This window comes from Streptomyces sp. UF-297 (assembly GCF_058245575.1).
Genome location: NZ_JBSIBZ010000027.1, coordinates 39,580 through 59,064, shown reverse-complemented (window position 1 = coordinate 59,064; position 19,485 = coordinate 39,580). Strand labels below are relative to the sequence as shown.

The following is a 19,485-nucleotide window of genomic DNA, read 5'->3' as shown; positions in this document are numbered from 1 at the left end:
AGCGGGGGGCGCGGAAGCGCCCGGGCAGGGGCACGGGTGGGCGACAGGCCTCGGCGGGTGATCGCGCGCCGGGATACGGTGAGGGTCCGTCTTCGAAGCCCCGTCGTCCGCCCGCAGGCCAGGCGGGACGCCGAAGACGGACTCTCAAGGTCCCTGGCGCGAGCCGGGGACCGGGCCATGGCAACAGGTGGAAAAGGTGAGTGGCAGATGGGCCGTACTCCGGTCGCCGGTGAAGCGTTCGAGCGGTTCCTCGCCCGGCTCGAAGCCGGTACGGCAGGGCCGCAGGACAGCGGCGGCGAGCGCGACGGCGAGAGCGCGCCCGGCCCGGAGATACCGGACTGGCCGGTGCAGCTGATCGCGGCGCTGTACGACGGCCAGGGCGCCGACGACGCGGCGCGGGACTGGGCGCGGCGGGTGCACGGCGGCCTTCAAGCGCTGGAGGGCCGGGCGCCGTTGGCGGTGGTGCACGACTGGCACGTCCGTACCGTCTCCCCGATGCTGGCCGGGGCGAGCGAGCTGCGCGGCGGCACCGGCGCGGAGCAGCGGGCGGCAGGGGCGCTGCACGCCCGGGCGCTGAAAGGGGAAAAGGTCACCGAGGCCGAGTGGAGCGCGGCGCTGGGACCGGCGCTGCGTGAGGCCTACCGGTACGCCTACGCCTACGCGGAGGCCTTCACCACCGCCGCCGTCAACGCCCGCGCGTACGCCAAGGACATCGGCAAGAGCGACGAGCAGGCCGACGAGTTCGCCGACTACTACGCCGAGCTGAACACCAGCGCCAACGCCCGCTCCTACGCCGATGCCAACGCCCTGGCCAACGCCCGCGCCCTGGCGGCCGCCTACGCGACGGCGGATGCCCGCGCCTATGCCGAGACCTACCCGTCCGCCTACGCGCACGCCGTCGCCCTCGCCCATGCGAACCGGGACGAGACCGAGGGTCAGGACGAGCGGCGCAGGTCGGCCTACCGGCGGCTCGCCGAGGGCCTGGCCGACAGCCTGGCTCGGGCAGCCGCCTGAGCCACGCCGGACCGGTCGCGTACGGCAGCGCCGCCCCGAGCCACGAAGGGCTCGGGGCGGCGCTGTGACAAGCGGCGTCAGGCGATGGGCCGGTGGCCCTTGATGGCGACCCGCTGGGCGCGGCGCGAGTGCGGGTAGTAGTCCCAGATCGCGTGGTGCTGCAGACAGCGGTTGTCCCAGAACACCAGCGTGTTGGGGGCCCAGTTGACCCGGCAGTGCAGCAGCGGGGTGTTCGCGACGTGCGCGTAGATCATGTCGAGCACGGCCCGGCTCTCGCGGCGCGAGAGCCCCACGATGTGCGAGGTGTAAGGGTCGTTGACGAAGAGCAACTGGCGGCCGGTCTCGGGGTGCCGGGCCACCACCGGGTGCTCGTGGACGGGAATGTCGTACTCGGGCGGCGGGGTCTTGCCCTCCCAGGGGCGCAGCCCGTCGTGGACCGCGACCTTGCCCTCCAGGAACTCCTTCATCGCCGGCGAGAGCATCTCGTAGGCCAGGTGCATGTTGGCGAACATGGTGTCGCCGCCGCAGCCCACCTCGGGCATGTCGGTGACGTACAGCATCGAGCCGAGGGAGGGTATGAGGTCGGCGGTGCCGTCGGCGTGCCAGCCGTGCCCGGCCACCGAGCGCGACTCCTTGTCGGCCTTGAGCTCCAGGATGTGCGGGTCGGAGCCCTCGGGCGCCAGTGCCACCGGGTGCAGCTCGCCGAAGTAGCCGGCCAGGCGCTTGTGGTCCTCGCCGGTCAGCTGCTGGTCGCGGAAGACCAGCACGTGGTGGGCGAGGAACGCCCGCCGCAGCTCAGCGACCTGATCGTCCGTCAGCTCCTTGGCGGCGTCCACACCGGACACCTCGGCACCGATCACCGGCGTCAGGGGTGTGACCGTGATGGTGTCGTAGGTCTCCTGCGGCCGGGTGGTGATGCGCTCGATGGCTTCCAGCGCGAACTCTTCCATGTGTTTCTCCCGCAATCAGTTGCATCGGTGGTACGCGGCCGGTGGCCGAAGGGCGGCGCCCGCCGCCGTGGGGTGGTTCACAGCCCTCGGGCCAGCAGGTCGGACAGGATCAGCCGGCCGAAGGCGAGGTTGCCGTGGATGGCGTCGGTGGCCTCGCTGAACTGGGGCCGCTGGACGCCGTGTTCGTCGGTGACCCGGGCCCGCAGATCCACGACCTCGACGCCGAGCTCCGTCAGCGCGCGGCGCATGCTGTCCTGCGCCGCGCGGAAGACCACCGCGTCGGCCATGCCCGGCACCCGCTGGGGCGGCATCGCGGAGAGCACCCGCAGGCCCAGGGCGCGGGCGTGCTCGTAGAAGGCCAGCGCGTCGCGGACCGTGGCGCGGACGATGTCGTCGAACATCCGGCTCGCCAGGAAGCCCGGCGCGAACTCCCCGCCGCGTACGCGGTAGATCTGCCAGTTCTCGGTGGTGGCGACGAAGTGGGAGCTGAAGCCGAAGGTGCACACCAGGGGAACGGTGAGCTCGTCCAGGCCCGAAATGCCCATCTCGTCCAGGAAGCCGCGGTAGTAGGTGTCCGCCTCTTCCTTGCGGAAGACCACATCCTTGCCGCGCAGGTCGAAGAACTCCGCGTTGAACTCGCGCCCGGCGCCGATCGGGCCGCCGCAGAAGGGGATGCGCGCGGCCTTCGCGGCCCGGCCGATCGGGCCCGCGTGCGAGTCGCCCAGCAGCAGGAAGCGGGCGGGCACCGTCGCGCTAGAGGGGGTTGTAGTAGTCGAGTACGGCGTCATCGCACCAGAAGTCCTCTCCGGTGGTGGGGCGGTCGGGCCGGGCCGCCCGGGGCTCGGCCGGGCGGCCGTCCAGGGCGTCGAAGAACTGGCGCATGACGAAGTCGACGCCCTGCTCGGAGACGGTGCGCAGGTTGTCCTCGAAGAACGCCGCCTTGAACGGGAAGCTCGTGATGATCTCGTAGGAGGGGAAGTAGTCGATGTGGTCGTGCTCCATGGCCAGCTGCCCGGCCACCGCCCGCAGCACCGACTTGGAGTACGTGGTGGCGGTGAGCGCATGGCCGCCGGTGGCGGTCGCGGTCAGTGGCACCGGCGAGACGGTCAGCAGCACGCGCAGGTCCGGGTTGGCCGCGCGGGCCAGCTCGATGGCGGCGCTCAGGTCGCGGTGGACCTCGGCGAAGGTGAAGTTGTGGAAGGTGTGCCGGTCCTGGTCGAAGGTGCCGCGCACGGTTCCCGGGCAGACCGGGTGGACCATGCCGTCGGCGGCGTCGACCCAGGCCTCGGTCAGGCCCAGGGTGAAGACCAGGCAGCTCGCCTCGGCGACGGCGCCCCGGATCGCGGCGAAGGTCTCCTCGCGCGCGGCCCGCACCTCATCGGCCGAGGCGTGGCCCTCGGGTTCGACGGAGGGGCGCAGCGGGTCGAAGTGGCGGCCGTCCTCGTGCCAGATCTCGTCGGGCGGCGTGCTGTGGCCATGGGCCCAGGACAGCCACTGCCGCAGCATGGCGGCGGTGTAGATGTTGCCCGTACGGAAGGAGAAGGCGCCGTAGTGGCGGGCCTGCCGCTCGGCCTCGGTCAGCCCCGGCGGGGCCGGTTCGGCATCCACCCAGTTCATGCCGCGCTCCAGCAGGGCGCGGCCGATGTGGCGGGCGAAGCAGGAGCCGGCGGTCAGGATGGGGTCGTCCTGGCCGATGGCGAACTTCGGCGTCCACAGGTCGCCTATGTCCGTCATGTCCAGCTCGGCTACCGCGGAGCGCCAGAACGAGCGCGGCGGCAGGGATTGATACGGGTTCATGGTGGTGCCTCGGCTCGCCTGGCGAGCGGTTGCGAATCGGTGCGGGTGCGGGTGTCGGTCGCCGGGGCCGCCGGTCAGTGGCATAAGGGCGGCCTGCCGCAGGAGAGGTGAGGGGAGGTGCGCTGCACCGGCAAAGCTCGCCCCTTCCCTCACCGGGAGGCAGCGAGGCCCTCGGACCCGTGAGTAAGGTGCCCACCGCGGACACCGAGTTGATCGATCGTTCGACAGTAGAATAATTGTTTAAGACCTCAAAGCATGTCAATGGCCATCTATTCCGGCTTCGGTCGCCAAGCGTGAGCGGCCCCACATTCCGCGGCTTCGTGACGGCACCCCGGAAGCCGTCGCACAACCAGCGCGTCCGGTTCGGCGTCCAGTGCGAGGTCGGGGCAGCGCTCCAGCAGGGCCTGCAAGGCGATGGTGGCCTCCAGGCGGGCCGGCGGCACACCCAGGCAGTGGTGGGTGCCGTGACCGAAGCCGCGGCGGCCGCGCGCCCCGCTTGATGTCGAAGCGCTCGGGCCCGGCGTAGCGGCCCGGGTCACGGCTGCCCGGCACGAGGAGGATCAGACGGGCTCGCCCGCGGCGATCGTGGTGCCCGCGCCCCCCGGCTCGCAGGTGAAGCGGTGCACGGTGGACCGTGACGGACCGTCATGCCGGAGCATCCCCTCCACAACCCCGTCGACGAGACCGAAGTCGTCCCGCAGCGCCTGGAGTTGCCCGCATGGCGCGGCAGCGCGTGGGTGCCATCGGCGATGAGCTTGACGGTCGCCTCGCGCCCCGCGCCGAACAGCAGGAAGGCCATGCCCAACGGCAGCCTGGCGTCCAGGAGTTCGTCGGCCATCTCCCGAACGCGCGGACGCAACGCCTCGATGCGGCGCGCGGTGAACTCCCGGGAGACCAACTCGCGCAGCCAGGTGTGCTGCGGCGGGCCGGTCCGCAGCATGCTCAGGCCGATGACGTTGCCGCCGTCGTCCTGCCACGAAGAGGAGTGGCGGACGTCGTTGCGCCCGGATGACCCGTACCGTCGGCGATACGAACCTCGACGGCATCCGGACCCGCGGCGGCCAGGCGGACCCGCGCGGTGACGCCCGGCGCGGCGTACGGCCGCACCCCGGCGAAGGAGAACGGCATCCGCGCCTGTAAGCCGTCGGCCGGAGCGCCGCTCCCCTCGGCCAGAGCCGCCTCGGCGAAGGCCTCACCACCGCGCCGCCAGGCCGTCCGCAGCCCCCGGATGGCCGGGCCGTAGTCGTACCCCTCGGGAGACACCGGGGTGAAGGGCACCGGCAGGTGGTGCAGGCCGCGGCCGGATCGATGTCGAGGGGAAGGTCGGGGCAGCGTCCCAGAAGGGGCCGGACGTGATGGCTCCTTCGGGCCGCGCGAGCGGGGCATCGAGGCAGTGGTGTACGCCGTGACCGAATGCGAGCTGGCCGCGCGTATCGCGTCGGATATCGCATGTGTCGGGCTCGGGGAAATGCGCGCCGTCATGTGAGGCGGCGGTCAGTACGACGGCGACGGATTCCCCGGTGGGAATATGCTTCCGGCGGGTTCGGCGGGCTCCCTGAGGGCCCGCCGCGCCGTGCCGCGCCAGGGCCGTACGGGGGAAATCCGGCCCCGCTCCGGCGTGGCTGATTGCCCCGGGTCCTCCCTGGCGGTGCCCTGTGCGCGCACCCCCGCGCCCACAGGAGGCACCGATGCCCGCTCCGTTCAGCCGCCATCTCGTCAGGGCCGCCGCCGTGGCCGCCGCGGCGACCGCGCTGACCTCCCTCGCCCCCGCCGCGAGCGCCGCGGCACCCACCCAGCGAGGCCTGCTGCTGACCGTCTCCGGCTCCGGCGGCACCTGGATCCGCGGCGTCGTGCTGCGCTGCCCGTCCGGTGCCGGGGCCCACCCCAGCGGCAAGGCCGCCTGCACGGCGCTGGCCTGGGCCGGCGGCGACCCGGACTACCTGCCGGGCGACCCGCACGCCTGCACCAAGGAGTTCGACCCGGTGACCGCCACCGTGTCCGGCACCTGGCGCGGCAAGCCGGTCGACTGGGAGGAGACCTTCGCCAACGGCTGCGTCCTGGACACCGAGACCGGACCGGTCTTCCGCTTCTGACGGCCCGGCCAGGGGCCCGTACGCATACTCCGTACGGGCCCCTGGACCCTCGGTGACCGCGCGGCCTCAGATCTGTCGTGCCGCGGCCACTCCGATCGTCACCAGCGCCAGCACCACCCAGCTGAACCACAGCCAGCCACTGCTTCCCAACGCCACGGTGTAGGCCGTCACCACGACCAGCCCGACCACCGTGCACACCGCCATCGCCTTGGCAGATCCGGGCATCCCCGCAACCTCCTCACGGCAGCCCGGGAGCACATACGGCGCATACGCGACGGGCCGCGGCCTTGGAAGACATCGTCTCCCGGCCGCGGCCCGTGCCGCTAGATGAGCGAGGTGGCTACTGCCCCCGCGCGTGCAGCGAGGCGAGATAGGCGTTGTACTCGGCCAGCTCCTTGTCGCCGTCGCGGTCCGCCGCGCGGTCCTTGCGCTGGTTCTGCCGCTCCTCGGACTTGTGCCACTGGTAGAGCAGCGCGATCAGCACCAGCACCGAGGGGATCTCGCTGAACGCCCAGGCGATGCCGCCCGCCGCGGCCTGGTCGCCGAGCGCGTCGATGCCCAGCGAGGCCGGCGGGTTCTCGAACGTCTTGATCATGGTCTCGCTGCCCATCATCAGGGCGATGCCGAAGAAGGCGTGGAAGGGCATGCCCGCGAACAGCTCCAGCATCCGCATCACATAGCCGGGCCGGTGCGGCCCCGGGTCCACGCCCATGATCGGCCAGAAGAAGACCAGGCCCACCGCCAGGAAGTGCACCATCATCCCGATGTGCCCGGCCCGCGACTCCATCAGGGTGTCGAACAGCGGGGTGAAGTACAGCGCGTACAGGCTCGCGATGAACATCGGGATGGTGAACGCCGGGTGCGTGATCACGCGCATGTAGCGGCTGTGCAGCAGCGCCACCAGCAGCTCGCGCGGCCCCTTGCGGCCCCGCCCCGCGGTCGGCAGCGCGCGCAGCGTCAGCGTCACCGGCGCCCCGAGCAGCAGCAGGATCGGCGAGAGCATGCTGATGACCATGTGCTGGACCATGTGCACGCTGAACTGGACCATGCCGTAGTCGTTCAGCTTGGTGCACATCACCAGCGCCACGGACAGCACGCCCAGCACCCAGGCCACGGTCCGGCCCACCGGCCACTTGTCGCCGCGCCGCCGCAGCCGCAGCACCGCCCATCCGTACAGGGCCAGGCCCAACAGGCACCCGATGAGGAAGAACGGATCCCCGCCGAACTCCAGTCCCCGCCCCAGCGTGAACGGCGGCAGATCCATGTTCATGCCGTGCCCGCCGTGATCCATCCGCTCGCTCCAGATTCGTACCAATGCTCCGCGAACAGACTAGAGCCGCCCCCGCCGCGTGCCACGGCCGGGGGCGGCTCGCACAACAAGTGATCACCCGGGCCGGGGCCCGGAGCACGTCACAGCACGCACTCGGCCTCGGCGTAGCGCTCGGTGGGCACCGTCTTGAGGGTGGCCACGGCCTCGGCCAGCGGCACCAGCGTGATGTCCGTGCCGCGCAGCGCGGTCATCATCCCGAAGTCGCCGCGGTGCGCCGCCTCCACCGCGTGCCACCCGAAGCGGGTCGCCAGCACCCGGTCGTAGGCGGTCGGGGTGCCGCCGCGCTGGACGTGCCCCAGGATCACCGGGCGGGCCTCCTTGCCCAGACGCCGCTCCAGCTCGTCGGAGAGCTGGCGGGCGACCCCGGCGAACCGCTCGTGCCCGTAGACGTCCGTGCCGCCCACCTCGAAGGCCATCTGGCCCTCGCGCGGCTTGGCGCCCTCGGCGACCACCACGATCGCGAACTTCTTGCCCGCCGAGAAGCGCTCGCCGACCTTCGTGGTCAACTCCTCGATGTCGAAGGGGCGTTCCGGCACCACGATCGCGTGCGCGCCGGCCGCCATGCCCGAGTGCAGCGCGATCCAGCCGGTGTGCCGCCCCATGACCTCCACGATCAGCACCCGCTGGTGCGACTCGGCGGTGGTCTTGAGGCGGTCCAGCGCCTCGGTGGCGACCCCTACGGCCGTGTCGAAGCCGAAGGTGACATCGGTGGCCGCGATGTCGTTGTCGATGGTCTTGGGTACGCCGACGATCGGCAGGCCCGCGTCCGACAGCAGCCGGGCGGCCTTGAGGGTGCCCTCGCCGCCGATCGGGATGATCGCGTCCAGGCCCAGCTCCGCCACGTGCCCACGGGCCCGCTCCACGCCGTCGCGCAGATGGGCGGGCTGTACCCGCGAGGACCCCAGGATGGTGCCGCCGCGGGCGAGGATGCCGCCCACCGCGTCCAGGTCCAGCTTGCGGTAGTCGTTCTCCAGCAGGCCGCGCCAGCCGTCCTTAAAACCGATCACCTCGTCGCCGTGGTCGGCCACGGCGCGGTGCACGACGGAGCGGATGACGGCGTTCAGGCCGGGGCAGTCGCCGCCGGAGGTGAGGACACCAATACGCATTGCTCGCAAGAACCTTTGCAACTCAACCGGACGCCCGGACCCCGTCGTCCGGTTGGATGCCGCACAGCCTACAAGCGCGCCCGCCCGGCACACACGGACGCCCGCGGTGCGAGACCGCGGGCGTCCGAATGGTGCATAACGGGACCAAGTGGCCCCAATTTTCCCTTAGGCGGGCTGAGTTGCGGCGGCGATCCGCTCCTGCCGCAGCGCCTCGTACCAGCGGTCGTCCACCGGCGGCAGCGCGTTCACATCCAGCGCCAGCTTGATCAGCAGGTCGGCGATGTGCGGGTTGCGGGCCATCACGGGGCCGTGCATGTACGTACCGAAGACGGTGTCGTTCCACGCGCCCTCGTAGCCGTCGCCGACGCCGTTGCCCTTGCCGAACCGTACCTTCGCGAACGGGCGGGCGGTCGGCCCCAGGTGGGTCACGCCCTGGTGGTTCTCGAAGCCGGTCAGCGGCGGAAGGTTCAACTGCGGGTCGATGTCGGCCAGTACGTCGCCCACGCACCGCTCGCCCTCGCCGCGGGTGCTCACCACGTCCAGCAGCCCCAGGCCCTGCTCGCGCTCGCCCAGGTCGTTGATGAACTCCTTGCCCAGGATCTGGTAGCCGGCGCACACCGAGAAGACGATCGCGCCGTTGGAGACCGCGCGGTTCAGACCGGTGTCCCGGCGCAGCCGCTCGGCCGCCAGGCGCTGCGGGCGGTCCTCGCCGCCGCCGATCAGGTAGATGTCGCCGGAGGTGGGGATCTGCTGGTCGGAGCGGACGTCCACGCGCTGGACGTCCAGTCCGCGCTGGCGCGCCCGGCGCTCGACCACCAGCGCGTTGCCCTGGTCCCCGTACGTGCTCAGCAGGTCCGGGTAGACCCACACCAGACGCAGGCTGTTGTCACTCATGCTCACTCGTCCTTGTCCTGAAAGCCTGGATGCCGCGGGGCCCGGTCAGTTGCCCACGCGCCGGCGCAGGTCCTGGAATGCGGTGTAGTTGGCGATGACCTCGATACGGCCGGGGGGCGCCGACTGCACGGCCTCGTCCACGTTGTCGCACACCCGGAACTCCAGGCCCGCGACCTCCAGGCGCACCGCCAGGTCCAGCTTGCGGTCGCCGATCACGAAGATCGGGTGCCCGGCCAGGCGCGTGTAGTCCACGTCCCACAGCCAGGAGGTGTCGGTGCCGTCGGCGCCGCGGGCGTTGACCGAAAGGATCACCGGGGTGGGCGGCGGGTCGATCAGCGAGAAGGTCTCCAGCCAGCCGGCCGGGTTCTTGGCCAGCAGCAGCCGCAGTTCGCGCTGCAGGAAGGTGACCACGTCATAGCGGCCCGCCACCGCCTGGACCCCGTACATCCGCTCCAGGGCCACCTGCGGGGGTACACCGAAGGCCGCGGCCACCGCGGCCGAGGTGGTGGCATTGGCCTTGTTGGCCCGGCCCGGCAGCTGCAGACGGATCGGCCAGGCGCTGCCGTGCGGGTCCAGGACATGGTCGCCGGAGAGCGCCCAGCTGGGCGTGGGGCGGCGGAAACCGCACTCGCCGCAGAACCAGTCCTCGCCCGGGCGCTGCATCACACCACCGCAGGAGGGGCACGACCAGGCGTCGTCCTTCCACTCCTGGCCGGCCGCGACCCACACCACGTTCGGGGACGACGAGGCCGCCCACACGATCAGCGGGTCGTCGGCGTTGGCGATCACCAGGGCCTTGGTGCCGGCCAGGCCCTCGCGCCACTTCTCGGCCAGCATCCGCGTCTCGGCGGCGCGGTCGAGCTGGTCGCGGGAGAGGTTCAGCAGCGCTATGGCCTTGGGAGTGACATCCCGGGCCACCCCCGCCAGGTACTTCTCGTCGACCTCGATCACGCCGTAGCGCGCGTCCGAGCCGCCGGCCAGCGCGGAGGTGATCCCCGCGGGCATGTTGGCGCCCAGCGCGTTGGAGACCACCGGGCCGCTGGCCCGCAGCGCCTCGGCGATCAGCCGGGTCGTCGTCGTCTTGCCGTTGGTCGCCGACACCAGGACCACGTCCAGGTGCCGGGCCAGTCGGGCCAGCAGGTCGGGGTCGAGCTTGAGCGCTACCTTGCCACCGATCACCGATCCGCTGCCGCGGCCCGCCGCGCGCGACACCGCCGCCGCGGCCTTGCCCGCCGTCACGGCCAGCTTGGCACGCGCCGACAGCGGCTCCGTGTTGCCTGCCATCGTCCTAGTTCCTCCTTGCATCCGGCGCCCTCCCGCCCTTGGGGCCCGCCGGTGGGACGCCCCCAGGGCAGCCGATCACCGGCCGGAGGCTACGGTCGGGGATCAGCCTATCGAGATCCGGAGGCGGCCCCGCACCCCGCCACCCGCTGCGCAACGCCCCGTGCCGTGACATACCGCACGTCCCACGGGGGGAACGGCGGGCGGCGCGGCACCGTACGCGTGCGTGCGCGTACGACGGGCACGTGCCTGCTGACCGTGCCACTGGTTGCGCGCGGTGCCGAGCGAGCCGGTGGCGGCGCGGCCCCGCCCGCGGGCAAACCGTACGCTTGCCGCATGCGACACCGCTCGATCCCCGGCAGCTCTGGCAGCCCACGCCCCATGCGACTGCTGGGCGACCCGGTTCTCGGCGCACCCTGCGCACAGGTCACCGCCTTCGACGACGACCTGGCGCAATTGATCGAGGACATGTTCGCGACGATGTACGCCGCCGGTGGCGTGGGGCTGGCCGCCAACCAGATCGGCGTCCCGTTGCGGGTGTTCGTCTACGACTGTCCCGACGACGAGGACCGCCGCCACCTCGGGCACATCGTCAATCCGCGCCTGGTGGAGGCCGACGGCATCACCGTGCGCGGCCCGGAGGGCTGCCTGTCCCTGCCCGGCCTGGAGGCCGCCACCCCGCGCTACGACCATGCGGTGGTCGAGGGCTTCGACCGCACCGGAGCGCCGCTGACCGTCGCGGGCACCGGCTTCTTCGCCCGCTGCCTCCAGCACGAGTGCGACCACCTGGAGGGCGGCCTGTACACCGACCGTCTCACCGGCCTGCGGCGCCGCCGGACCCTGCGCGCGGCGGCCCGCGCGCCCTGGGCCGAGCGGCAAGGGGCGTAACGGCGCCCGTCGGTGCCCGGGGCCGTACCCCGAAGAGGTACGGCCCAAGGGCCCTCAGCGGCCGAGGCTCAGAAGCCGGGGCCGCCCACCCGGTCGCCGGCGGCGGCCAGCCGGCCCCACAGCAGATCGGCCAGGCACTGCACCAACTGGGCGCGCGGGAAGGGCTGTTCGCGCAGCCACCAGTCGCCGGCGGCGTGCATCATCCCGACGATGCCGTGCCCCCACACCCGCGCGGTCTCCTCGGTCTCCGGCCCCAGATCGACCCGTTCGCCTATCACCTTGGCCAGTTCCTCGCCGAGGCGCCGCAGCAGCGGGGCGGAGTGCCGCCCGACGTCGAAGCCCTTGTCGGCGGTGTCGGTGGCCTGGCCCTCGTCGGCGGGGTGCATCAGGAAGCGGTAGACCTGCGGCCGCGCCTCGATCGCCGCCAGGTAGGTGTCCAAGGTGGCCTCGACCCGCTCGCGGCGCGGCACCGGTGAGTCCAGCGCGGAGCGCAGACCGTCCAGCAGCGCGTCGGTGTGTCGTACGGCCAGCGCTCTGTAGAGCCCGCCCTTGTCGCCGAAGTGCCGGTACAGGATCGGCTTGGTGATGCCGGCCTCCGCCGCGATGGCGTTCATCGACGCCCCGGGGCCGTCCCTCAGCACGACCCGGTCGGCGGCCTCCAGGAGTTCCTTGCGCCGCCGTTCGCTCGCGCCGTGTCCGCGTCCGGTGTCCTGCGTGCTGTCCATGGTCGTGCTCCCCGCCCTCGTGAATCCGTACAGCTTGCGCAACGTAACACCCGCGCTGCGTGGCGAATTGGACACCCTGAGGAGTTGACAGCCGCTACTCGCCGGTAACAGACTCGGGTTACCGAAAGTAACAGGTGGAGTGTCCGCAGCGCTGGAGGGGTCATGGCCGAGTTCACGATGGAGCTGAGCGACGAGCAGAAGGAGGTCCGCGACTGGGTCCACGGGTTCGCGGCGGACGTCATGCGCCCGGCCGCGGCCGAGTGGGACGAGCGCGAGGAGACCCCCTGGCCCGTCATCCAGGAAGCCGCCAAGATCGGCCTGTACTCGCTCGACTTCTACGCCCAGCAGTTCTTCGACCCCACCGGCCTGGGCATCCCCATGACCATGGAGGAGCTCTTCTGGGGCGACGCGGGCATCGGCCTGTCCATCGTCGGCACCGGCCTGGCCGCCGTCGGCGTCATCGCCAACGGCACCGAGGAGCAGGTCGGCACCTGGATACCCCAGATGTACGGCGACGCCGACGACGTCAAGCTCGCCGCCTTCTGCTCCTCCGAACCGGACGCCGGGTCCGACGTCGCCGCGATGCGCACCCGCGCCGTCTACGACCAGGCCAAGGACGAGTGGGTGCTCAACGGCACCAAGACCTGGGCGACCAACGGCGGCATCGCCAATGTGCACGTCGTCGTCGCGGTCGTCGACGCCGAGCTCGGCTCCAAGGGCCACGCCTCCTTCATCGTCCCGCCGAACACCCCCGGCCTGTCCCAGGGTCAGAAGTTCAAGAAGCACGGCATCCGCGCCTCGCACACCGCCGAGGTCGTCCTGGAGGACGTACGCGTCCCCGGCAACTGCCTGCTGGGCGGCAAGGAGAAGCTGGACGAGCGCCTGGCCAGGGCCCGCGAGCGGGCCGCTGCGGGCGGCGGCGAGCGCGTGAAGAACGCCGCGATGGCCACCTTCGAGGCCTCCCGCCCCGCGGTCGGCGCCATGGCGGTGGGCACCGCCCGCGCCGCCTACGAGGAGGCCCTGGAGTACGCCAGGACCCGCTCCCAGTTCGGCCGCCCGATCATCGACAACCAGGGCGTCGCCTTCCAACTGGCGGACATGCGCACCCAGATCGACGCCGCCCGCCTCCTGGTCTGGCGCGCCTCCTGGATGGCCACCACCGGCAAGCCCTTCACCTCCGCGGAGGGCTCCATGTCCAAGCTCTTCGCGAGCGAGATCGCCAAGAAGGTCACCGCGCAGGCCATCCAGATCCTGGGCGGCAACGGCTACACCCGCGAGTACCCGGTCGAGCGCATGCACCGGGATGCAGCTATTTACACGATCTTCGAGGGCACCAGCGAGATCCAGCGCCTGGTCATCGCCCGTACGCTCGCGGGTGTGCCCATCCGCTGACGGCAGGCGGCGGGGGCGCGGCCGCCCGCGCCCCGTCCCGTCGCCGCCGTGCTCGCTACTCCTCCACCCAAGGGCCCAACGGGCGCGGCGGCAGCGGAAGTTCAGGGGGCAGATCGGCCTCCGTCAGCGGCGGCCCGAACTCGAAACCGTGCCGCCCTTCGTGCCCCAGCGGCAGCCCGCAGCACTCGGCCTCCACCAGCCCCTCCAGGAAGGTCACCGGGCACCGGGGGAGCACCAGCGTCTCGCGCAGCGGCCCGTACTCGTCGTCCTCGGGCCAGCGTGTCCACAAGTTGCACGGAGGGTACTCCGCGGTCCCCTTCAGCGCCTGCGTATAGACATGGTGCAGCCCCGCGTGCCCGGCCTCCAGCGAGCACCACAAGGACCGCTCGATCCGGAACCCACCATTCTTGATCTTCTTCAGCTCGGCGATCTCGGCATCCAGGAACAACAGACGTGCGGGGCAGGAGATTTGATAGATGGACATACCCTGATGCTTTCCGGGTGTGACGATCACAAAGCCGCTGCCGGAGCGTGCCCTCCGTCCGCGCGCCGTCCCCGCGCTCCGCGCGCACCCTGCGCGCCCGACCGAGGCCCTGTTGGCCCGTCTGCGAGGCGTTCTCGGCGGGGAGCGCGGTCGTGAAACCGCGGGCAGGTGGGGGCTGGTCGCGAAGTTCCCCGCGTCCCTTGTGGGGGCTCGGAAGCGCATCGGGCTGCGGCGATCCGGTCGATGGTCCGCAGGACGCGGGTGCGGTGCCCGGCCTGCTTCATCCAGGCGGGGAGGCGGTGGGCCGGGGTCGCGCCGCAGTACGTGCTGATGTCGGGGCCGTACTGGTCCGTGCGCAGGTCGGCCGCGACATAGGCGCGCAGATAGGACAGGTGCCGCGGGTTGTACGCCCACGGGACGTGGCCGGCGCAGTCGGCCCGCAGCCACAGGGACAGCCCGAGGCGGGGATCCAACTCCTGTGCGGCGGCTGAGGGTTGACGGGCGAGCGTGCCCGGTGGACCTTCGGCCCGATGGCCGCAGGGGCAGATCAGGCGGCGGGCGCGGAAGGCCGCGGCGGCCCGTACGTCCGTGGGGGAGGGCAGGACCGTGGCGCGGCCCGCGCACCGCGGGCAGCGGACCCAGATCTCGTCGGTGAAGGAGATCCAGGTGGCGCCCGTGTCACGGAAGCGAACGGGTTCCCCGGCCGTGGCGCCCGGTATGCGGCCGGTGCGGTCAGCGGGGGTCATGCGTGCCGTCCTGGTGGGTCAGGAGGACATCGACGTGCGGGGTGGCAGCGGGGGCGGCGGGGGCGGTGACGGGGGTGGCGAGTGGGGCGTATCCGGCGGTGACGAGGGTGTAGTGGTCGGCGGTGAGGTCGTGGAAGGCGTACCGGCCGTCCTCGCCGGTGACCGTGCGGTCCACCACGTCGCCCGCCGCGTCCAGCAGGGAGACCCGGGCGTCGGCCACCGGCCGGCCCGCGCGGTCGCGGACGGTGCCGCGGACCCGGCGCACGGGGCGCAGCTCCACGTTCACCCGGATGAACGACCCTTCAGTGACGCGCACTTGGGAGGTGTGCGGGCGGTGGCCGGGCGCGGCGACGGTCACCGCGTAGGTACCGGGCGCGAGGTCCGGCAGCGCGAAGGCGCCCTTGGCGTCGCTCACCGCCGAGGCCAGTACCTCGCCGTCGGGGCCGATGGCGCTCACCGCGGCGCCGCCCAGCGCCTCGCCGTCGGCGGACCGTACGGACCCGCTGACACCCGGGCCGCGGGAGAGCACGAGATCGCGGTCGAGTGAGCCGTCGGAGGCCTGGACGGTGAGCGCCCGCGGCTGGTGCGCGGCGGCCGATGCGATCAGGACGAAGGTGTCCGCGTCGGGGGCGTGCAGGGTGTAGCCGCCGTCCAACTCGCTCAGCGCACGGCCCAGTTGGCGGCCAGCGGAGTCGATCAGCGTCACCGCCGCGTCGGCGAGTGCGGCGCCGTCGGGGCCGAGTACCCGGCCGCGCAGGACCCGGCCGGGCGCGGGGGAGTCGGAGAGGACTTCCGGGGCGGGCGTGCCGGGCGCGTCCTGCGGCTGCGGTGCGGCCGGGGGCGCGCTCCGCTGCCGTCCGGGAAGGAAGAAGGCGACCGCCAGGCCGAGCACCGCCGCGGCGCACGCGGCGGCGAACGTGGTCCGGAATCCGGCCATGTCGGGCAGGTCGAGCGGGCCGAGAGGGGTGGTGTTGTGCGCGAGGATCACGCCTGCCACGGCGGCGGAGGCAGAGGTGCCGATCGACCGCATCAGGGTGTTCAGCCCGTTGGCCGAGCCGGTCTCCGAGGGCGGTACGGCACCGATGATGAGCGTCGGCATGGCCGAGTACGCGATGCCGACCCCCGCGCCGATGGCGGTGGCGATGACGACGACCTGCCACACGGCGTCCAGCATCACCAGCCCGCCGCCGTACCCGGCACCGATGACCACCAGGCCGGTCATCAGCGAGACCTTCGGGCCGCGGGTGGCGTTGATACGCGCCGACAGGGGCGAGACCAGCATCATCGCCACGCCCATCGGCGCCACGCACAGCCCGGCCACGACCATCGACTGGCCCAGTCCGTAGCCGGTGGCCGTGGGCAGCTGCAGCAGCTGGGGCAGGACCAGCGACATCGCGTAGAAGGAGAAGCCGACCAGGATCGAGGCGAGGTTGGTCAGCAGCACCTGGCGGCGGGCGGTGGTGCGCAGGTCCACCAACGGCCGGTCGGTGCGTACCTCGTAGCAGCCCCAGGCCAGCAGGATCACCGCGGCGGCGCCGAACATCCCCAGCGTCATGGGGTCGGCCCAGCCCCAGTCACCGCCCTTGGTGATGGGCAGCAGCAGCGCCACCAGCCCGGCCGACAGGCCCACGGCGCCCACCACGTCGAACCGGCCCGGCGCGCGGACCGAGGACTCCGGCACCGCTTTGGCGATCAGCGCGATGGCGAGCGCGCCGATTGCGGCAGCGGCGTAGAAGAGCACATGCCAGTCGGTGTGCTGGGCGACCAGGGCGGCGGCCGGCAGGCCGAGCGCGCCGCCGATGCCCAGCGACGAACTCATCAGGGCCATGGCCGACCCCAGCTTCTTGGGCGGCAGTTCGTCCCGCATGATGCTGATGCCCAGCGGGATCGCGCCGATCGCGCCGCCCTGTACGGCCCGGCCCACCACCATGACGGCCACATCGGAGGTCACCGCGCAGATCAGCGACCCGGCCACGAGCAGCGACAGCGCCGCGATCATGATCTTGCGCTTGCCGAACATGTCGCCGAGCCGGCCCATGATGGGGGTGGCGACCGCACCGGCCAGCAGGGTGGCGGTGACCACCCAGGACGCGTTGGAGGTCGTGGTGTGCAGCAGCCGCGGCAGCTCGGTGAGCAGCGGGACGACCAGCGTCTGCATGACGGACACGGCGATGCCGGCGAAGGCCAGCACGGCCACGAAGGCGCCACCGGCCTCGCGGCGCGCGGCTGACGGGGCGGATATCTCCGCCTCCTCCTGGGCGCGGGCGGGGGACAACTGGTTCACGGGGCGGCCGCCTTCACCTGGTGGGAGTGTCAAATGCCCCTTTTCTGATGGGATTTGGGGCGCTGGCGCGAGCAGGTGCATCGTACAGTCGTTTCCCGCCACAGGGATCGGCCTGAAACCGTGCTTGTGATCACTCTTGGCGCCGCAGGATTCTTCCGCCATGCCTGACACGCACTGCTCGAAGTGCTGCCCCGTCGAGCCGCCCGAGCCGCCGGCCGAGGTGTCCTGGCCGGCCGCCGCGCTGTTGTGGCTGGCCGGGCTCGTCGTGGTGGCGGGCGGCGGCTATGTGCTGGTGATCTGGGCCGCCAGCAGCGTCTTCGCGTAAGAAGTGACCGCAAGGCCCCGTTCGGTGCGAACGGGGCCTTGTGTCTGAGGTGCTGAGCGCTGAAGCGACCACCCCTTGCGCGCAATTGAAGCGAAGTACCCCTTCTGTCCCTCTTCTGTGTGCGCGGCGGTCGCCCTGCCCTGCCCTGCCGTGCGTGGTGCTCGCCCCCGCACCCCTTTCCCCTTGACGCGTGCACCCCCGCGTCCTACCTTCCTTCCGTAAAGCAAAACATTATTTCCACAATACGGAAACGAAGCTCTCCGGGTGATGGCCGGAGCGCGCCCCGACACGTCGACGCAGGAGTACGCGATGCCTCGAATGACAGCCGCCCGCGCGGCAGTGGAGATCCTCAAGCGCGAAGGCGTCAGCCACGCGTTCGGTGTGCCGGGCGCGGCGATCAACCCCTTCTACGCGGCGCTCAAGGCATCCGGCGGGGTGCAGCACACCCTCGCCCGCCACGTCGAGGGCGCGTCCCACATGGCCGAGGGCTACACCCGCACCCACCCGGGCAACATCGGCGTCTGCATCGGTACGTCCGGCCCGGCCGGCACGGACATGATCACCGGCCTGTACTCCGCCATCGGCGACTCCATCCCGATCCTGTGCGTCACGGGCCAGGCGCCCACCCATGTGATCCACAAGGAGGACTTCCAGGCCGTCGACATCGCCTCGATCGCCGGACCGGTCACCAAGGCCGCGACCACCGTCCTGGAGGCCGCCCAGGTCCCCGGCGTCTTCCAGCAGGCCTTCCACCTCATGCGCTCGGGCCGGCCCGGCCCGGTCCTGATCGACCTGCCCATCGATGTGCAGCTCACCGAGATCGAGTTCGACCCGGACACCTACCAGCCGCTGCCGGTCTACAAGCCGTCCGCGACCCGCGCCCAGATAGAGAAGGCTCTTGGCCTGCTCCTGGAGTCCGAGCGCCCGCTGATCGTCGCCGGCGGCGGCATCATCAACGCCGACGCCAGTGAACTCCTGGTGGAATTCGCCGAACTGACCGCAACGCCGGTCATCCCGACCCTGATGGGCTGGGGCACCATCCCCGACGACCACGAGCTGAACGCGGGCATGGTCGGCCTGCAGACCTCGCACCGCTACGGCAACGCCACGTTCCTGGAGTCCGACTTCGTCCTGGGCATCGGCAACCGCTGGGCCAACCGCCACACCGGCTACAAGCTGGACGTCTACACCCAGGGCCGTACCTTCGTCCACGTCGACATCGAGCCCACCCAGATCGGCAAGATCTTCGCGCCCGACTACGGCATCGCCTCCGACGCCAAGGACGCGCTCGAACTCTTCGTCGAGGTCGCCCGCGAGCTCAAGGCCGCGGGCAAGCTGCCCGACCGCAGCGACTGGATCCTCCAGGGCCAGGAGCGCAAGGCCTCCCTGCAGCGCCGTACGCACTTCGACGACGTGCCGATGAAGCCGCAGCGGGTCTACGAGGAGATGAACAAGGCCTTCGGGCCCCAGACGCGCTACGTCACCACCATCGGCCTCTCACAGATCGCGGGCGCGCAGATGCTGCACGTCTACAAGCCGCGGCACTGGATCAACTGCGGCCAGGCGGGCCCGCTGGGCTGGACCATCCCCGCCGCGCTCGGCGTCGCCACCGCCGACCCGGGCGCCCAGGTCGTCGCGCTCTCCGGCGACTACGACTTCCAGTTCATGATCGAGGAGCTGGCGGTCGGCGCCCAGCACCGCATCCCCTACGTCCACGTCCTGGTCAACAACTCCTACCTGGGCCTGATCCGGCAGGCGCAGCTCGGCCTGGACATCAACTTCCAGGTCAACCTGGAGTTCGAGAACATCAACTCCCCGGAGCTGGGCGTCTACGGCGTCGACCACGTCAAGGTCGCCGAGGGGCTGGGCTGCAAGGCGATCCGCGTCACCGACCCGAGCGAGCTGGGCGCGGCCTTCGAGCAGGCCAAGAAGCTCGCCGCCGAGCACCGCGTGCCGGTCGTCGTCGAGGCGATCCTGGAGCGGATCACCAATATCTCCATGAGCACCACGGCGGACATCAGCGCCGTGAACGAGTGGGAGGAACTGGCCACCGAACCCGGCCACGCGCCCACGGCCATCGCGCCCCTGAAGTGAGCCGCCCCGCGGTGAGCCGCCGGTGCCCGCACCCCTGCGGGCGCCGGCGCCGGGGTAGGGGCACCCCGCGCCGGGCCCGACT

20 protein-coding genes are annotated in these 19,485 nt (G+C 71.7%); 6 read left to right on the top strand and 14 right to left on the bottom strand.

The features are described from left to right. Window positions 1-207: 207 nt before the first annotated feature. Complete coding sequence (locus tag AC4IJH_RS17940; protein WP_490852737.1) at window positions 208-1,014, top strand: SpcZ; 807 nt, start codon at window positions 208-210, stop codon at window positions 1,012-1,014. Window positions 1,015-1,091: 77 nt separating this feature from the next. Here AC4IJH_RS17940 and AC4IJH_RS17935 read toward each other — a convergent pair whose 3' ends face one another. From AC4IJH_RS17935 to AC4IJH_RS17915, 5 genes are all read right to left on the bottom strand, one after another. After that, on the bottom strand, window positions 1,092-1,964 hold the full coding sequence (locus AC4IJH_RS17935) for a TauD/TfdA dioxygenase family protein (protein WP_490852736.1): 873 nt from the start codon (window positions 1,962-1,964) through the stop codon (window positions 1,092-1,094). A gap of 77 nt (window positions 1,965-2,041) precedes the next feature. Then, window positions 2,042-2,752 (bottom strand): hypothetical protein, encoded by a 711-nt coding sequence (locus tag AC4IJH_RS17930; protein ID WP_490852735.1) that lies wholly within the window; start codon window positions 2,750-2,752, stop codon window positions 2,042-2,044. Beyond that, window positions 2,718-3,761, bottom strand: coding sequence for a GSCFA domain-containing protein (locus tag AC4IJH_RS17925; protein WP_490852734.1), 1,044 nt, complete (start codon window positions 3,759-3,761; stop codon window positions 2,718-2,720). The genes AC4IJH_RS17930 and AC4IJH_RS17925 overlap by 35 nt, the downstream gene beginning before the upstream one ends. Window positions 3,762-4,296: 535 nt before the next feature. Then, the gene (locus tag AC4IJH_RS17920; protein ID WP_490852733.1) at window positions 4,297-4,701 is read right to left on the bottom strand and encodes a hypothetical protein; all 405 of its coding nucleotides are present in this window, start codon (window positions 4,699-4,701) and stop codon (window positions 4,297-4,299) included. A gap of 2 nt (window positions 4,702-4,703) precedes the next feature. Further along, window positions 4,704-5,039: a hypothetical protein gene (locus AC4IJH_RS17915; protein ID WP_490852732.1), complete on the bottom strand. Its 336-nt coding sequence runs from the start codon at window positions 5,037-5,039 to the stop codon at window positions 4,704-4,706. 410 nt (window positions 5,040-5,449) lie between these two features. On the opposite strand from AC4IJH_RS17915, the gene AC4IJH_RS17910 reads away from it, so the two are divergent. After that, on the top strand, window positions 5,450-5,854 hold the full coding sequence (locus tag AC4IJH_RS17910) for an SSI family serine proteinase inhibitor (protein WP_490852731.1): 405 nt from the start codon (window positions 5,450-5,452) through the stop codon (window positions 5,852-5,854). Window positions 5,855-5,920: 66 nt separating this feature from the next. Here the strand turns inward: AC4IJH_RS17910 and AC4IJH_RS17905 are convergent, their stop codons facing one another. The 5 genes from AC4IJH_RS17905 to AC4IJH_RS17885 form a co-directional block, all read right to left on the bottom strand. Next, a complete protein-coding gene (locus AC4IJH_RS17905; RefSeq protein ID WP_490852730.1) occupies window positions 5,921-6,079 on the bottom strand; it encodes a hypothetical protein in 159 nt (52 codons plus the stop codon). 115 nt (window positions 6,080-6,194) lie between these two features. Beyond that, a complete protein-coding gene (locus tag AC4IJH_RS17900; protein ID WP_490852729.1) occupies window positions 6,195-7,145 on the bottom strand; it encodes a cytochrome c oxidase assembly protein in 951 nt (316 codons plus the stop codon). Between the two features lie 119 nt (window positions 7,146-7,264). Then, the gene (locus AC4IJH_RS17895; protein ID WP_490852728.1) at window positions 7,265-8,290 is read right to left on the bottom strand and encodes a 6-phosphofructokinase; all 1,026 of its coding nucleotides are present in this window, start codon (window positions 8,288-8,290) and stop codon (window positions 7,265-7,267) included. Between the two features lie 165 nt (window positions 8,291-8,455). Beyond that, a complete protein-coding gene (locus tag AC4IJH_RS17890) occupies window positions 8,456-9,184 on the bottom strand; it encodes a type 1 glutamine amidotransferase (protein WP_490852727.1) in 729 nt (242 codons plus the stop codon). Window positions 9,185-9,229: 45 nt separating this feature from the next. Continuing rightward, entirely contained in the window at window positions 9,230-10,468 is a 1,239-nt protein-coding gene (locus tag AC4IJH_RS17885) for a Mur ligase family protein (protein WP_490852726.1), read from the bottom strand. Between the two features lie 333 nt (window positions 10,469-10,801). Here AC4IJH_RS17885 and def point away from each other — a divergent pair, with 333 nt between their 5' ends. Beyond that, the gene (gene def / locus AC4IJH_RS17880) at window positions 10,802-11,353 is read left to right on the top strand and encodes a peptide deformylase (RefSeq protein WP_490852725.1); all 552 of its coding nucleotides are present in this window, start codon (window positions 10,802-10,804) and stop codon (window positions 11,351-11,353) included. 68 nt (window positions 11,354-11,421) lie between these two features. Here the strand turns inward: def and AC4IJH_RS17875 are convergent, their stop codons facing one another. Next, a complete protein-coding gene (locus AC4IJH_RS17875) occupies window positions 11,422-12,078 on the bottom strand; it encodes a TetR/AcrR family transcriptional regulator (RefSeq protein WP_490852724.1) in 657 nt (218 codons plus the stop codon). A gap of 162 nt (window positions 12,079-12,240) precedes the next feature. Here AC4IJH_RS17875 and AC4IJH_RS17870 point away from each other — a divergent pair, with 162 nt between their 5' ends. Further along, the gene (locus AC4IJH_RS17870) at window positions 12,241-13,470 is read left to right on the top strand and encodes an acyl-CoA dehydrogenase family protein (RefSeq protein WP_490852723.1); all 1,230 of its coding nucleotides are present in this window, start codon (window positions 12,241-12,243) and stop codon (window positions 13,468-13,470) included. 55 nt (window positions 13,471-13,525) lie between these two features. On the opposite strand, the gene AC4IJH_RS17865 is transcribed toward AC4IJH_RS17870, so the two are convergent. From AC4IJH_RS17865 to AC4IJH_RS17855, 3 genes are read right to left on the bottom strand one after another with little or no spacing between them, the layout of a single operon-like run. Then, entirely contained in the window at window positions 13,526-13,954 is a 429-nt protein-coding gene (locus AC4IJH_RS17865) for a hypothetical protein (protein WP_490852722.1), read from the bottom strand. Between the two features lie 26 nt (window positions 13,955-13,980). Further along, window positions 13,981-14,700, bottom strand: coding sequence for a hypothetical protein (locus tag AC4IJH_RS17860; RefSeq protein WP_490852721.1), 720 nt, complete (start codon window positions 14,698-14,700; stop codon window positions 13,981-13,983). Then, window positions 14,687-16,984 (bottom strand): MFS transporter, encoded by a 2,298-nt coding sequence (locus tag AC4IJH_RS17855; protein WP_490852720.1) that lies wholly within the window; start codon window positions 16,982-16,984, stop codon window positions 14,687-14,689. The genes AC4IJH_RS17860 and AC4IJH_RS17855 overlap by 14 nt, the downstream gene beginning before the upstream one ends. Window positions 16,985-17,144: 160 nt before the next feature. Here AC4IJH_RS17855 and AC4IJH_RS17850 point away from each other — a divergent pair, with 160 nt between their 5' ends. Together AC4IJH_RS17850 and gcl are read left to right on the top strand one after the other, a co-directional pair. Next, window positions 17,145-17,309, top strand: coding sequence for a hypothetical protein (locus tag AC4IJH_RS17850; protein ID WP_490852719.1), 165 nt, complete (start codon window positions 17,145-17,147; stop codon window positions 17,307-17,309). 318 nt (window positions 17,310-17,627) lie between these two features. After that, window positions 17,628-19,403: a glyoxylate carboligase gene (gcl, locus tag AC4IJH_RS17845; protein ID WP_490852768.1), complete on the top strand. Its 1,776-nt coding sequence runs from the start codon at window positions 17,628-17,630 to the stop codon at window positions 19,401-19,403. Window positions 19,404-19,485: the final 82 nt, after the last annotated feature.